At 73.2% G+C, this 14,121-nt stretch carries 11 protein-coding genes; 7 read left to right on the forward strand and 4 right to left on the reverse strand.

The genetic code is table 11. The features are described 5' to 3' along the window. Window positions 1-5: 5 nt before the first annotated feature. A complete protein-coding gene (locus tag QA802_RS36820; protein ID WP_334532172.1) occupies window positions 6-692 on the forward strand; it encodes a class II aldolase/adducin family protein in 687 nt (228 codons plus the stop codon). After that, complete coding sequence (locus QA802_RS36825) at window positions 689-1,618, forward strand: carbohydrate kinase family protein (protein WP_334532175.1); 930 nt, start codon at window positions 689-691, stop codon at window positions 1,616-1,618. Before QA802_RS36820 ends, QA802_RS36825 begins: the two co-directional genes overlap by 4 nt. A 105-nt stretch (window positions 1,619-1,723) precedes the next feature. On the opposite strand, the gene QA802_RS36830 is transcribed toward QA802_RS36825, so the two are convergent. Further along, window positions 1,724-4,357 carry a CHAT domain-containing protein gene (locus QA802_RS36830; RefSeq protein WP_334532178.1) on the reverse strand — a complete coding sequence of 878 codons (2,634 nt, stop codon included), beginning with the start codon at window positions 4,355-4,357 and terminating at the stop codon, window positions 1,724-1,726. Window positions 4,358-4,583: 226 nt separating this feature from the next. On the opposite strand from QA802_RS36830, the gene QA802_RS36835 reads away from it, so the two are divergent. Genes QA802_RS36835 through QA802_RS36845 form a run of 3 tightly spaced genes read left to right on the forward strand, consistent with a single transcriptional unit; the run spans window position 4,584 to window position 7,184 of the window. Further along, window positions 4,584-6,005, forward strand: a complete 1,422-nt coding sequence (locus tag QA802_RS36835) for a S8/S53 family peptidase (protein ID WP_334532181.1) — start codon at window positions 4,584-4,586, stop codon at window positions 6,003-6,005. A gap of 7 nt (window positions 6,006-6,012) precedes the next feature. Further along, window positions 6,013-6,651 carry an RNA polymerase sigma factor gene (locus QA802_RS36840; RefSeq protein ID WP_319170749.1) on the forward strand — a complete coding sequence of 213 codons (639 nt, stop codon included), beginning with the start codon at window positions 6,013-6,015 and terminating at the stop codon, window positions 6,649-6,651. 14 nt (window positions 6,652-6,665) lie between these two features. Continuing rightward, a complete protein-coding gene (locus QA802_RS36845) occupies window positions 6,666-7,184 on the forward strand; it encodes a hypothetical protein (RefSeq protein ID WP_334535114.1) in 519 nt (172 codons plus the stop codon). 105 nt (window positions 7,185-7,289) lie between these two features. Here QA802_RS36845 and QA802_RS36850 read toward each other — a convergent pair whose 3' ends face one another. Beyond that, on the reverse strand, window positions 7,290-8,087 hold the full coding sequence (locus tag QA802_RS36850) for an N-formylglutamate amidohydrolase (protein WP_334532185.1): 798 nt from the start codon (window positions 8,085-8,087) through the stop codon (window positions 7,290-7,292). Window positions 8,088-8,174: 87 nt separating this feature from the next. Here QA802_RS36850 and QA802_RS36855 point away from each other — a divergent pair, with 87 nt between their 5' ends. Next, the gene (locus QA802_RS36855) at window positions 8,175-8,516 is read left to right on the forward strand and encodes a DUF5713 family protein (protein WP_334532188.1); all 342 of its coding nucleotides are present in this window, start codon (window positions 8,175-8,177) and stop codon (window positions 8,514-8,516) included. A gap of 177 nt (window positions 8,517-8,693) precedes the next feature. Here QA802_RS36855 and QA802_RS36860 read toward each other — a convergent pair whose 3' ends face one another. Continuing rightward, window positions 8,694-10,913 (reverse strand): NADP-dependent isocitrate dehydrogenase, encoded by a 2,220-nt coding sequence (locus tag QA802_RS36860; protein WP_334532191.1) that lies wholly within the window; start codon window positions 10,911-10,913, stop codon window positions 8,694-8,696. A 226-nt stretch (window positions 10,914-11,139) separates the two neighbouring features. Between QA802_RS36860 and QA802_RS36865 the strand changes: the two genes are divergently transcribed. Next, window positions 11,140-12,687: a M1 family metallopeptidase gene (locus tag QA802_RS36865; protein ID WP_443042230.1), complete on the forward strand. Its 1,548-nt coding sequence runs from the start codon at window positions 11,140-11,142 to the stop codon at window positions 12,685-12,687. A 14-nt stretch (window positions 12,688-12,701) separates the two neighbouring features. On the opposite strand, the gene QA802_RS36870 is transcribed toward QA802_RS36865, so the two are convergent. Continuing rightward, complete coding sequence (locus tag QA802_RS36870) at window positions 12,702-13,799, reverse strand: mechanosensitive ion channel family protein (protein ID WP_334532197.1); 1,098 nt, start codon at window positions 13,797-13,799, stop codon at window positions 12,702-12,704. Window positions 13,800-14,121: the final 322 nt, after the last annotated feature.

Consider the following 14,121-nt stretch of genomic DNA (forward strand, 5'->3'; position numbering starts at 1 on the left):
CGCCCATGACCGCCTCAAGCGCGACGCCGGACCGGGAGCGGACCGCCGTCGCGGACGCCTGCCGGCGTCTGGGGGCCGAAGGCCTCCTCATCGGCACGGCAGGAAACGTGAGCGTACGCGTCGAGGACCGGGTCGCCATCACCGCGACCGGCGCCGTCCTCGCCGACCTCACCCCGGACCAGGTGACCGTGGTCGACCTGGACGGCAAGGTCGTGACCGGCGACCTGCAGCCGACCTCGGAGCTGGAACTGCACCTCGGCGTCTACCGCCGCTACGGAGCCGGCGCGGTCGTCCACACGCACGCCCCGATGGCCACCGCCGTCTCCTGCGTGCTCGACGAACTGCCGTGCATCCACTACCAGTTGCTCGCACTCGGCGGCACGGTCCGGGTCGCGCCGTACGCCACGTTCGGCACGCCCGAACTCGCCGAGTCCGTACTCGCCGCGCTGGACGGCCGCAGCGCCGCGCTGATGGCCAACCACGGCGCGCTCACCCACGCCCCGACCCTCGACAAGGCGGTCGAGAACGCCCTGCTCCTCGAATGGGCCTGCGGCGTCTACCAGCGGGCGGCCGCCATGGGCCGGCCGCGCGCCCTCGACGAACAGCAGCAGCTCGCGGTCGTCGAGGCCGCGATCGCCCGGAACTACGGCGCCACCCAACCCGTTCCACCCGCGCAGGAGGAAGTCCGATGAAGGTCGTCACGATGGGCGTGCACGTACTCGACGTACTGGTGCGGCCGGTGCAGGAGATACCCGAGGGCCAGGGCGCGACCCTGGTGGACGACATCCGGATGACCGCCGCCGGAACCGCCGGCGGCACCGCGCTCACCCTCGCCAAGCTGGGCGCCGAGGTGCGCACGGCGGGCGCCGTCGGCTCCGACCCGACCGGCGACATGCTGATCCAGCTGCTGGACAGGGGCGGCGTCGACACCGGTTTCCTGGTCCGCCGCACCGACACCGCCACCTCGGCGAGCGTCCTGCCGATCCGGCCCAACGGTGACCGTCCCTCGCTGCACCTGCTCGGCGCGAACATCACGTACAGCCCCGACGACGTCCCCTGGGACGCCCTCGCCGAGGCGACCCATCTGCACCTAGGCGGCCCGGAGCTGATCGGCGTCGACGCGGCGGCGCGCATCCTGTCGTACGCCAGGGAACACGGCGTCGTGACCTCCGTGGACCTGCTCGCCCCCGGCGTCCTCGGCAGCTTCGAGCAGATCGAGGCGGCCCTGCCGTACATCGACCATCTGCTGCCCAACGAGGACCAGGTCCTCGGCTTCACCGGCGAGGGCGACCTGCTCACCGGCGCCCGGAAGCTGCTGGCCGCCGGCGTGGGCGTCGTCGCCGTCACGCGCGGCGGGGACGGCGCGCTCGTGGTGACGGCGGACGGCGCGGAGCCGGTGCCCGCCTTCGAGATCGACGTCGTCGACACCACCGGATGCGGCGACGCGTTCTCCGCGGGCTACCTCAGGGGCGTCAGCCTGGGCCGTACGCCGGGCGACGCCGCCGTCCTCGGCAGCGCGGCCGCCGCTCTCGTCGCCCAGGGACTCGGCAGCGATCACGGCGACTTCGACCTCGCCGCCGCCGACGAGTTCGCCGCGACGCACAAGCCCCGCCAGTGAGCTGACCGGGCGGGGGCGGGTCCCGTCAGCAACCGGTCTGTCCCGGGGCCCGGTCTGTCCCGGGGCCCGGTCTGCCCCGGAGCCCGGTCTGTCCCGGGGGCGCGTTCAGGCCGCGCCGAACGCCGTGAACGCCCAGCCCGTCGCCTGGTGCAGGGCGTCTCCCGGGAGCGCGGCCCGTGCGTCCCGCAGGGCTTCGGCCAGGGACAGACCGCGACCCAGGCCTTCGTGCAGCGCCAGCATCAGGGGAACGACCGCCGCGTCGTTGACCGGTGCGCTGCTCGCGACCACGCCCGCCGTGCCCAGCGGCAGTAACGCCGTGACGAGACCGAGGAGTTCGTCCGCGCCGACCGACGCGAGCCGGGCGGTGTCGCAGCTGGAGAGGATGATCCGGTACGGGCTGCGGGCCAGCCGCTCGAAGTCGTGAACGATCAGCGGGCCGTCCGCCATGCGCAGCGAGGAGAACATGGGGCTGTCGGCGCGGAACGTGCCGTGCGCGGCGATGTGCGCCAGCGCCGCCCCGTCCAGCTCCGCCAGGACGCGCGGCACATGGGCGTCCTCCTGCTCCAGCACGACGGGGGCGCCGTACCGTCCGGCGACCTCCGGGACCTCGGCCCCGCAGGTCGCCAGCCCGGGCCCGCGCACCAGGACCTGACGTCCGCCCGGCGGTGGCTCCGTCTCCCGGGCCCGCAGCCAGCCGCTCGCCGACGGCGACACACTGACCACCCGCTCCCGCAGCGCCGGCAGCAGCGCCCACGGCACCCGGTGCAACCGGGCCGGCGGCACCACCACGACCGGGCCCGGCCCCAGCCGCCCGGCCGCCTCGCCGAGCAGCAGGTCCTCCAGCCGCCGTCCCATCGCCTCCACCACCGGCAGCCGTCCCTCCGCGCCGGGATGGGCCAGCCGCCGCAGCCCGGCCTGGACGTGTTCGGCCTCCCGCTCGGCGTCGGCCAGCAGCCCGCCCGCGAACCGGCGCACCCGGCCCGCCCCGCACAGCAGCACCTGCACCCGGCCGTCCAGCACGGCCAGTTCGACCAGCCGCGCCGCGCCGAGCCGGTCCAGCAGCCGCTTGGCATCGAACCGTTCCCCGCCGAACCCCCCGGCCCCGAACCGGTCGCCGCTCCAGGGCGTGACCCCGCCCATGTGCAGGGTCCGTGAGCGGATCTCCCGCTCCAGGCGCCGCTGTTCGCGTTCCAGCGCCGGTACCGGCCGGCCGTCCCTGCGGGCGGCCTCCGCACGCGAGGCGATCACCCGGAACGCGGTGAGCCCGCCCAGCAGCGCCGGGTCGGCGGGCGGCCGGGTCGGCGGCGTGGACAGCGCCGTGGCCCGCCAGCGCTCGCTCCACGTCAGCAGTTGCCGCGGCCCGCCCCTCTCCAGACTGACCTGCTGGGCCAGTGCGGCCAGTTCCGCGCCGCGCGCGCTCGCGCGGGCCCGCAGCTCCGAGGCCCCCAGCGTCGTGCGGTGCTCGTCGAGGACGTCGAGGCCGCGGCGGCAGGCCTCCAGCACGCCCCGTCCGGAGCCGGCGGCCCGCGCCCACAGCGCCTGGGCCGCCCAACCCGTCACCCGGGCCAGCGGCGGACCGCTGCGCCGGCTGCGCGCCGCGATCCGCAGATACCGCTCGGCATCCGAGGACCAGCCGAGATCCAGCGCGATCCGGCCCGCGAGCAGCCAGGCCTCCGGCGCCGCGGGCGCCTGGAAGGCCGCCAGCCGCTCGGCGAGCCGGGCCGCGTCCGCGACCAGGCGGCCCGAGCCCCGCCCGCCGGCGACCCGGGCCTCGATCAGCACGAGCCGCGCGTGCGCCTCCCACCAGGTGCGCCGCTGTCCCGCGAAGAGCCGCTCGGCCACTGCCGCGCGGGCGCTCGCGGTCGCCGGGTCGTCCGCCAGCCGGGCCGCCCGCGCCGCCGTCAGCAGCAGCTCCGCCTTGCGGGTGGACTGTCCGCCGATCCCGTCGAGCACGCCGATCGCGGCGTCCGCCCCGGCCAGCGCCTCCGGGGCGAGACCGGCCGCCATCAGGACCTCGCACCGCCGGATGGCCAGCATGAACGTCGGCGTGCCGAGCTTGTCGTACCGCTCCTGTGCCTCGTCGAGGAGCCGCAGCGCGGCGGGCACGTCCCCGGAGTGGAACGCGGCCAGCCCCCGGCTCTCCACCACGTCCGCCTTGTCGTGTTCCTGGCCGGTGGTGTCCCACAGCGCCTCGGCCGCCGCGAAGTCCGCCTCGGCCCGCTCCACCGCCCCGAGAGCCAGGTGCACGGTGGCGCGCAGGGTGCGGGCGCGCGCCGTCCAGATGACGTCGTCCGCCTGACGCAGCACGGGTATCGCCCGGCGGACGTCCTCCAGAGCCTCGCGATGACGGCCGAGCACCCACAGCGAGTAGGCCCGCCGGTAGAGCACCCGCGCGCGGGTGTGCCCCGTGCCGCGGGCGACGCCCCGCTCGAACGCGGCCAGCCCCTGCCGGGTGCGGCCCGCGTGTACCAGCGCCACGCCGAGCGTGCCGAGGACGTCCGCCTCACGCTCGGCCGAGTCGGAGCGGGCCGCGAGGTCCCGGGCGCGGCGCAGATGGTCGAGGGCGAGCCGGACGTCCCCCCAGTCCCGCTGCCAGATGCCGATCACCTGATGGGCGACCGAGGCGTGCAACGGCGTCGGATCGGTGTCGAGCACCTCCTCCGCCCGCGACAACGCGTCGCCCGGGGCGGCGAAGACCATCGGCAGCAGTTCGAGAACCGAGTCGTTTCCCGCTGTCACCCCAGGGATGGTAGTGCTCAGGGCCGCCGACCACACCGGTGCGCGACAAAGGCACGCGCGGCCGCAACCGCACCACCCTCATCCGCCGTCGCACCACCTGTACCCGCCGTCGCACCACCCGTATCCGCGGTCGCACCACCTGTATCCGCCGTCGCACCACCTGTATCAGACGACCGCCTCGCGGCTCACTCTGACGACCACCGGCCTGCACAGGGGAGGACACGCCATGGCACCGCAGCGTTTCCACGAGCAGTTCGACCAGATCCAGCGTTCGCTGCCCGACGTCCCGTTGGCGATGGGCCCGGACGACTCCGCCGAGTTCATCTACGAGAAGGGCGTCGTCCTGGCCCGTGACGGCGAGGAGGCCCAGGTCGTCGAGGACGCCGTCCGCACGCACTTCACCGCGACCGAGGGCCTGGTCGCGGACCACGTGCGCCGCGCGGGCCCGCAGGCCAACCGGTCGGGCATCACCCGTATCCGGGTCGGCGACCCGGGCGAGGGCGGCCGCGCCGCCGACCACGCCGTGGCGGGGGCGTTGCGCGCGCTGCGGGAGACGGAGGGCCGCGCGGGCCGCCGGCTGGTCAGCCGCAACCACGTGGTGTCGATCGCGGTGAACGCCTGCCCCGGCGACGAGCCGGTGCCCGCGCCCCGCACCGGGCCGCCCAACCCCGGCGCCGCGGCGACGCCGTACGACCCGGCGCGCGCCGTCGGCGTCCTCGTCGTCGACACCGGCCTCACGCACGACTACCGCTCCTACCCGCTGCTGGCGCACACCGACGGCGACCTCCAGGTCAGGGAGACCGACGAGGCCGGCGTCCTGCGGCAGTACGTCGGCCACGGCACGTTCATCGCCGGGATCGTCGCGGCCGTCGCGCCGAACACCGACGTCACCGTGCGCGGCACGCTCAACGACGCGGGCGCGATCCTGGAGTCCGAGTTCGGCGAGCGACTCTTCGACGCCGTCGAGGACGGCTGGCCCGACATCCTCAGCCTGTCCGCGGGCACCTCCAACGGCCGCGTCGACGGTCTGCTCGGCGTCGCCGCCTTCATGGACGAACTCCGCTCGCACCACACCCTGTTGGTCGCCGCCGCCGGCAACAACGCGAGCGCGGCGCCGTTCTGGCCGGCCGCCTACGCCGCCCTGCCCGAACACGCCGACGCGGTCCTGTCGGTGGGCGCGCTGCGCGGCGACGGCACGTTCGGCGCGTGCTTCAGCAACCACGGCCCCTGGGTGACGGCGTACGCCCCCGGCGAGCGGCTGGTCAGCGCCTTCACCGGCTTCGGCACGCCCGTCCCGTACGTCTACCAGCACTCCACCTACGACGCCTGCCGCTACGGCTTCTCCTACTCCTGCACCTGCCGGTCCCCGCGCCACACCGGGGTGTTGAGCGAGGAGCGGCAGGCCGCCCCGGGCAAGCCGGACCAGGTGATGTTCGAAGGCCTCGCGTCCTGGAGCGGCACGTCGTTCGCGACCCCGGTGGCCGCGGGCCTCGTCGCCGCGCACATGACCACGAACCAGCTGACCGACCCCCGGGCCGCCGCCCGCCAACTGCTGGCGGGCAACGCCGAGTTCGCCGAGGTGCGGGGCGTCCATGTGCCGGCCCTGCTGCCGCCCACCTGGCGGCCGGTCCCGGTCGGTGCCGCGTGAGGGCCTCATGACGTCCGGCACGGACCCCGCCACGGCGTACGATGACAGGCCGTACACGAGGGGTGGGACGGTGGACCGTACTGAGGTCGGCGCGCTCGTCCAGTCCGCCGTCGACGGCGATGCGGCGGCCTGGAAGGGCCTGGTGGACGGGCTGAGCCCACTGGTGTGGTCGGTGGTGCGCGCCCACCGGCTCTCGGACGCCGACGGTCACGAGGTGTACCAGACCGTCTGGTTCCGCTTCGCCCAGCACCTCGGGCGGATCCGTGAGCCCCACAAGGCGGGGTCATGGCTCGCGAGTACCGCGCGCAACGAGTGCCTGAAAGTGATCAAGGGCTTGCGGCGGCTGACTCCGACCGACGATCCCCGACTGCTCGACCGGGCCAGTGAGGACCGCACGCCCGAGCAGTCGGTGCTGGACTCGGAGGAGGCGGCCGCCCAGGGCGAGCGCGTGCGGTTCCTGTGGCAGGAGTTCGAGGCGCTCGGCGAGCGCTGCCGGCAACTGCTGCGGGTGCTGATCGCCTCGCCGCCGCCCAGCTACCAGGAGGTGTCGGCCGCCCTGGGCATCGCCGTGGGCAGCATCGGCCCGATGCGCCAGCGGTGTCTGCGCCGGCTGCGCGCCCGACTCGACGCACGGGGAGCTCTGTGAACGCCATGAGCGAGATGGACGGTATGAACGGCACGGACCGTGTGGACGACGACGGCGATCCGGACGACTTCTTCGATGACGTCCCCTTCGTCGACGCAGAGTTCGACCACGACCCGATGGAGGAGGAACTCCGGGGAGCCGCCGCCGTCCTGGACCCGGTGCCGGCCGAGCTGCGGCAGGCCGCCGTCGAGGCCTACGCGCTGCACGACCTGGACGCGCGGATCGCCGAGCTGACCTTCGACTCGCTGGTCGACGCCGTCCCGGTGCGGGGGGCGGTGGACGTGCCGCGGATGCTGACGTTCCACTCGGACGGGCTCACTGTCGACGTCGAGGTGACCGAGGACGGGCTGCTGGGACAACTGCTGCCGCCGCAGCCCGCGTCGATCGAGGTCCTGCACGGCCCCCGGGCCGGCGCCGCGCTCACCGCCGACGACCTGGGCCGTTTCACCTCCGCCGCACCGCCCGCCGGCCCGTTCGCCCTGCGGCTGCGGACCGGCGGAGACGTGGTCGTCACGGAGTGGCTGCGCGCCTGAGGCCCTTCGCCCCGCAGGACGGATCGCGCGGGACACGCGCGGGACGGATCGCGCGGGACGGATCGTGGGCGACGGCCGGCCGGTGACGGTCTCGGACCGAGACGCTCAGCCGGTGACCGCGTCCACGAGAGCCGCCAGCGCGGAGGCGAGCCGGGTGAGTCCCGGGCCGGCCGGGCCGCCCGGCTCGCTCATGTAGGTGTCCCGGCGGATCTCCACCATCAGCGCGCTCACCCGGGCGTCCTTCCCGTAGTACTCGAGGGGTACGTACGTCCCCGCGAACGGGCTGTCGAAGCCCGTGTCGCCGATCTCCCCGAACGCCGTCCGCGCGGCCGCCGCCAGCTCCGGCGGAGTGTGGAAGCCGTCCGCGCCCAGGCACACCGCCGGCCGCGGCCCGTCGCCGTGCAGCTCGTAGGGGAGCGGCGCGGCGGGATACGAGTGCACGTCGATGACGACGACCCGGCCGACGACCGCGAGCCGTTCGCCGACGGCGGCGGCCATCGCCCGGGCGTACGGCCGGAAGTAGCGGGCCAGCAACGGCTCGGGGTCGGTGTCCTCGGGCCGCAGCGGTTCGCGGTGCGTGGTCCGGGTGTAGACGGCGCCCATGCCGACGGCCCGCATCTCCTCCCGCTCGTCCGGGAACCGCTCCGGGTCGACGACCAGGCGCGACAGCCGGTTCACGAAACGCCAGGGCGTAGCACCCGCCAGCCGGGCCGCCTCCTCGGCGATCCGCGCGGTGTGCGCGTCCGTGATGTGGTCCAGCTCCCGCTCCAGCGCCCCGTCGTCCAGCACGATGCCCGCCCGCACCTCGGCCGGTATCTCCCGCGCCGAGTGCGGCACATGGAGGATCACCGGAGAGCCGGCGTCGCCGGGAAGGAACGTGAAGGACGGTGCGTCAGGGGTCATGGGGCTGCTCCGGGGGCGTTGTCAGTGGCGTGGTGCATGATCGGAGACGTCATCACAGCACGACGGCGCAGAGGGCGGGACAGCGGCATGGCACCGACGAACGAGCAGGTCACGGGGCACACCTTCCTGAAGGCGCTGTACCGGGACGACTACTACCCGGATCACCTGGTGGACCGGGGCACGGAGATCCTGCTGCGGCTGTGCGAGCGGGTCGAGGCCGAGTCGCCCGCCGGTCTCGACGCGCTGTACGCCCTCACCCACGCCGCCACCGAGGAGTTCAACGCCTTGCAGGACGCCTTCTGGGAGGCCGACAGCGAGATCGAGACCGTGGCCCGGGAGGAGATAGCCGGGGACTTCTGGTTCGTCGCCCGGGCCTACGGCTTCGCGGACGCGGACGTGGAGAAGCTGATCGCCCCCCGGGACTGGTGAGCACGGGGCCGCGCAGTGGCCGACGTGGGGCACCCGGCGGACGTGCCGCGCACGGCGCTCACCGCCGGAACGGCGGACATGCCGCGCCCGGGGCGACGTGCCGCGCCCCGGCCGGGTGGTGCCGGTCGGGGCGCGGAGGGTGCCGTACGGACGCGTGCGGCGCTCGGCCGCGTCGCGTCAGCTCAGCGAGGCGAGGGCCTCGTTCCAGGTGGCCGACGGGCGCATGACCGCCGCCGCCTTGGCCGGGTCGGGCTGGTAGTAGCCGCCGATGTCGGCCGGCTTGCCCTGCGCGGCGATCAGCTCGTCGACGATCGTCTGCTCGGCGGCGGCGAGCGTCTCGGCGAGCGGCGCGAACGCCTTCGCCAGGTCCGCGTCGTCGGTCTGCGCGGCGAGCTCCTGCGCCCAGTACAGGGACAGGAAGAAGTGGCTGCCGCGGTTGTCGATGCCGCCGACGCGACGGGTCGGGGACTTGTCCTCGTTGAGGAAGGTCGCCGTGGCGCGGTCGAGGGCGTCGGCGAGGACCTTGGCGCGGGTGTTGCCGGTGGCCGTGGCGAACTGCTCGAGCGAGGGCACGAGCGCGAAGAACTCACCGAGGGAGTCCCAGCGCAGGTAGTTCTCCTTGACCAGCTGCTGCACGTGCTTGGGCGCGGAACCGCCGGCGCCCGTCTCGAACAGGCCGCCGCCCGCCATCAGCGGGACGACCGACAGCATCTTGGCGCTGGTGCCCAGTTCCAGGATGGGGAAGAGGTCGGTCAGGTAGTCGCGCAGCACGTTGCCGGTCACCGAGATGGTGTCCTCGCCGCGGCGGATGCGCTCCACCGACAGCTTGGTGGCGTCGACCGGGGCGAGGACGCGGATGTCCAGACCCTCGGTGTCGTGGTCCGCCAGGTAGGCGTTGACCTTGGCGATGAGGTTGGCGTCGTGCGCGCGGGTCTCGTCCAGCCAGAACACGGCCGGGTTGCCGGTGGCGCGGGCGCGGGTGACGGCCAGCTTCACCCAGTCCCGGATCGGCGCGTCCTTGGTCTGGCAGGCGCGGAAGACGTCGCCCGCGGCGACCGGCTGCTCGATGAGGACGTTGCCGGCCGCGTCGACCAGCCGGACCGTGCCGGCGGTCTTGATCTCGAAGGTCTTGTCGTGGGAGCCGTACTCCTCGGCCTTCTGCGCCATGAGGCCGACGTTCGGGACGGAGCCCATGGTCGAGGGATCGTACGCGCCGTGCGCGCGGCAGTCGTCGAGCACGGCCTGGTAGACGCCGGAGTAGGAGGAGTCCGGCAGGACCGCGAGGGTGTCGGCCTCCTGGCCGTCCGGGCCCCACATGTGGCCGGAGGTGCGGATCATGGCCGGCATCGACGCGTCGACGATGACGTCGGACGGCACGTGCAGGTTGGTGATGCCCTTGTCGGAGTCGACCATCGCCAGGGCCGGGCCCTCGGCGAGCTCGGCCTCGAAGGACGCCTTGACCGCGTCGCCCTCGGGCAGGGCCTGAAGGCCCTTGAGGATGCCGCCGAGGCCGTCGTTGGGGGAGAGGCCGGCGGCGGCGAGCGTCGCGCCGTACTGCTCGAAGGTCTTCGGGAAGAACGCGCGCACCACGTGACCGAAGATGATCGGGTCGGAGACCTTCATCATCGTGGCCTTCAGGTGCACCGAGAACAGCACGCCGTCGGTCTTGGCGCGGGCGATCTGCGCGGTGAGGAACTCGCGCAGCGCGGCCACGCGCATCACGGACGCGTCGACGACCTCGCCCTCGAGGACCGGTACCGACTCGCGCAGGACCGTGGTGGATCCGTCCTCGGCGACCAGCTCGATCCGCACCGAACCGGCCTCGGAGATCACCACGGACTTCTCGGTGGAGCGGAAGTCGTTCTCGCCCATGGTCGCGACGTCGGTCTTGGACTCCGACGACCAGGCGCCCATGCGGTGCGGGTGGGTCTTCGCGTAGTTCTTGACCGACGCGGGGGCGCGGCGGTCGGAGTTGCCCTCGCGCAGGACCGGGTTCACGGCGGAGCCCTTGACCTTGTCGTAGCGGGCCTGGACGTCCCGCTCCTCGTCGGTCTTCGGGTCGTCCGGGTAGGCCGGCAGCGCGTAGCCCTGGGCCTGCAGCTCGGCGACCGCCGCCTTGAGCTGCGGGATCGACGCCGAGATGTTCGGCAGCTTGATGATGTTGGCCTCGGGCGTCTTCGCCAGCTCACCGAGCTCGGTCAGCGCGTCCGGGATCCGCTGGTCCTCGGTCAGGTACTCCGGGAACTGGGCGATGATGCGTCCGGCCAGCGAGATGTCCCGCGTCTGGACCGCGACACCCGCCTGCGAGGCGTACGCCTGGACCACCGGCAGGAACGAATACGTCGCCAGGGCCGGGGCCTCGTCAGTGTGCGTGTAGATGATGGTCGAGTCAGTCACCGGGTGCTCCGCTCCACGTCTGCAACATTGCTCGACATCAAGATATCTCGTACTCGGGTCCGGCTCGACAGCGGTCTCCTCACCTCCGGGACGGACCGGGTGTCCGCCGGATGCAACCGAAGCAACCGTTTCCGCGGTCAAGCAGGTAGATCCTCGAACCTGTCCGACGGCCGGACCGACCACCCGGCCGCCCGAGCGAAAGCGGACCATGAGATATCGCAGCAGAGTGACGGCCCCGGCGGCCGCCCTGATCGGCACGGCGGCAGTCCTGGCCGGGGGAACCACGGCCCACGCGGACGGGAGGCCCGGCGACGCCCCGGCCCCCGCCGCGGGCCCGGCCCCCGCCCCCGAGACGCTCGCCGACCCCGTCTTCCCGAACCTGGGCAACGGCGGCTACCGCGTCGACGCCTACCACCTCGACCTCTCCTACGACGCGACGACCACCCTCGTCGACGCCACGGCCACCCTGGACCTGCGCACCACCGAGGCCCTCACCCGGCTCTCCCTTGACTCCCTCGGCCTCGACATACGCACCGTCCGCGTCGACGGCCGCACCGCCGCCTTCGAGCAGGGGGACGAGAAGCTGCGGATCACGCCCGCCCGGCCGCTGCGCGCCCGGCAGCGCGTCACGGTGTGCGTGACGTACACGGTTGACCCGCGGCGCGCCCTCGCGCACACCGCCTGGGTCCCCACCCCGGACGGGTTCGCGATCTGTCCGCAGCCGGACTCGGCGCACACCGTGTTCCCCTGCAACGACCACCCGTCGGACAAGGCGGACTTCACCTTCCGCGTCACCGTGCCCGCCGCGCTGCGCGCCGTCGCGAGCGGCTCGCTGGTATGCACCGAGAACCTGGCCGGCGACCGGACCGCGTACACCTACCGCTCCCGCTCGCCGATCGCCACCGAGCTGGTGCAGATCACGGTCGGCGACTACGTCGTCAAGGAGCGCCGGGGGTCGCACGGGCTGTCCCTGCGCGACGTCGTGCCGGCCGCGCGGGCCGAGGCCCTGGAGCCCGCTCTCGCCCTCACCCCGGGCCTGGTCGAGTGGCTCGAGGCACGGCTCGGCGCCTACCCGTTCGAGACGTACGGACTGCTGCCCTGCAACACCGACGACCCGAACGCCTTCGACTTCACCGGCCTCGAGACGCAGACCCTCACCCTCTACAAGCCGAACTTCCTGCTCCAGGCGGAGCCGAAGATCGGCTCGCACATGATGCACGAGCTGGTCCACTCCTACTTCGGCAACAGCGTCAGCCCCGCCACCTGGGCCGACCTGTGGATCAACGAGGGCCACGCCGACTTCTACGGGCTGCTCTACCGCTACGAGCGCGGCTGGGCGGACTCCCTGGGCCTGACCACCTTCGAGGCCCGGATGAAGGACACGTACGCGCGCGGCGACCAGTGGCGCAAGTCCTCCGGCCCGGTCGCCGCGCCGAACGCGGCCAACCTCTTCGACAGCCAGCGCTACCTGGGCGGCGTCCTCGTCCTGTACGCGCTGCGCCAGCTCATCGGCGAGGACGCCTTCCACGCCGTCGAGCGGGCCTTCCTGGCCCGCCACCGCAACTCCTCGGCGTCGACGGAGGACTACATCGCCGTCGCCTCGCACGTCGGCGGGCAGGACGTCTCCGGCTTCCTGCGCGACTGGCTGTACGGCACGACGACGCCGAGGATGCCCGGTCATCCCGACTGGACCGTCACCCCGGTGCCGCCGTCCCTCACCGCGCCGCGTCGCCGCTCGGACGCGCGGTGGCACGAGAACTCGGCCACGCTCTGACCCTGGTGACTCCGTCAGTCGTGCAGGGCGGACATCTCGCCCTGCACGACCCCCTCGGCGGTGCGCTGCTGCGGAATGACGACGGCGCCCGACTGCAACGCCACCGTGCGGGCGGGCGCCGGGATCCGGATGCCCTCCTCGCGGTAGCGGCGGTGCAGCCGCTTGATGAACTCGTGCTTGATCCGGTACTGGTCGCTGAACTCGCCGACGCCCAGGATCACGGTGAAGCCGATCCGCGAGTCGCCGAAGGTGTGGAAGCGGATCGCGGGCTCGTGGTCCGGCAGGGCGCCGTCCACGCCCTCCATGACCTCCGCGATGACCTCCGAGGTCACCTGCTCCACGTGCTCCAGGTCGCTGTCGTAGGCCACGCCCACCTGCACCAGGATCGTCAACTGCTGCTCGGGACGCATGTAGTTGGTCATGTTCGTCTTCGCGAGCTGCCCGTTGGGGATGACGACCAGGTTGTTGGAGAGCGCGCGCACGGTCGTCTGACGCCAGTTGATGTCCTCGACGTATCCTTCCTCGCCGCTGCTCAGCTTGATGTAGTCACCGCGCTGGACGGTCTTGGAGGCGAGGATGTGGATGCCGGCGAAGAGGTTCGCCAGGGTGTCCTGGAGGGCGAGGGCGACCGCGAGACCACCGACGCCCAGGGCGGTGAGCAGCGGGGCTATGGAGATGCCCAGCGTCTGCAGCATCACCAGGAAGCCGATCGCCAGGACCAGGATCCGGGTGATGTTGACGAAGATGGTGGCCGACCCTGCGACGCCGGAGCGCGACGTCGTCAGCGTCTGCACCAGTCCGGCGACGACCCGCGCCGCCGACACCGTCACCACGAAGATCAGCAGCACCGTCAGACACTGGTTGACGGTGTGCTGGACCGCTTTCGTCAGCGGCAGCACCGCGGCGGCGGCCGCCGCGCCGCCCGCGATCGCCGCCCACGGCACGACGGTGCGCAGCGCGTCCACGACGACGTCGTCGCCGCTCCACTTCGTGCGCTTGGCGTGCTTGGCCAGCCAGCGCAGCACGGTGCGCGACAGGAAGGCCGTCAACAGACCGGTGGCCAGGGCGATTCCGGCGATGACGCCGTCGTCGAGGGTCAGTACGCGGTTCACCGGTCACCTCCGGGAAGTCGATCCGCGGCCGACGCGGCCGCCGACGGCCGGATGTGAAGTCTCGTCACGATGTCACCTGTTCGGTTCCGGGATGTGCGATGGCGCCCCCGCCCGGTTCGGGCACCGGGAGGCACGACCGCTCATCCTGCCGTATCCGGCACGGCAGTTCGTACCGCGGGATCCGGCCGCGGCGGCCGAATCGCGCGGCCCCCGGCGAGGCGCGCGACCAGAGCCGACCAGGGCCGACCGGAACTGTCCGAAGCTGACCAGAGCTGTCCGGGAGCCGTCCGAAGTCGGCCGGATGTGCGGTCGTCGGGCGGCC

Source organism: Streptomyces sp. B21-105 (genome assembly GCF_036898465.1).
In the GTDB taxonomy this organism is placed as follows: Bacteria; Actinomycetota; Actinomycetes; order Streptomycetales; family Streptomycetaceae; genus Streptomyces.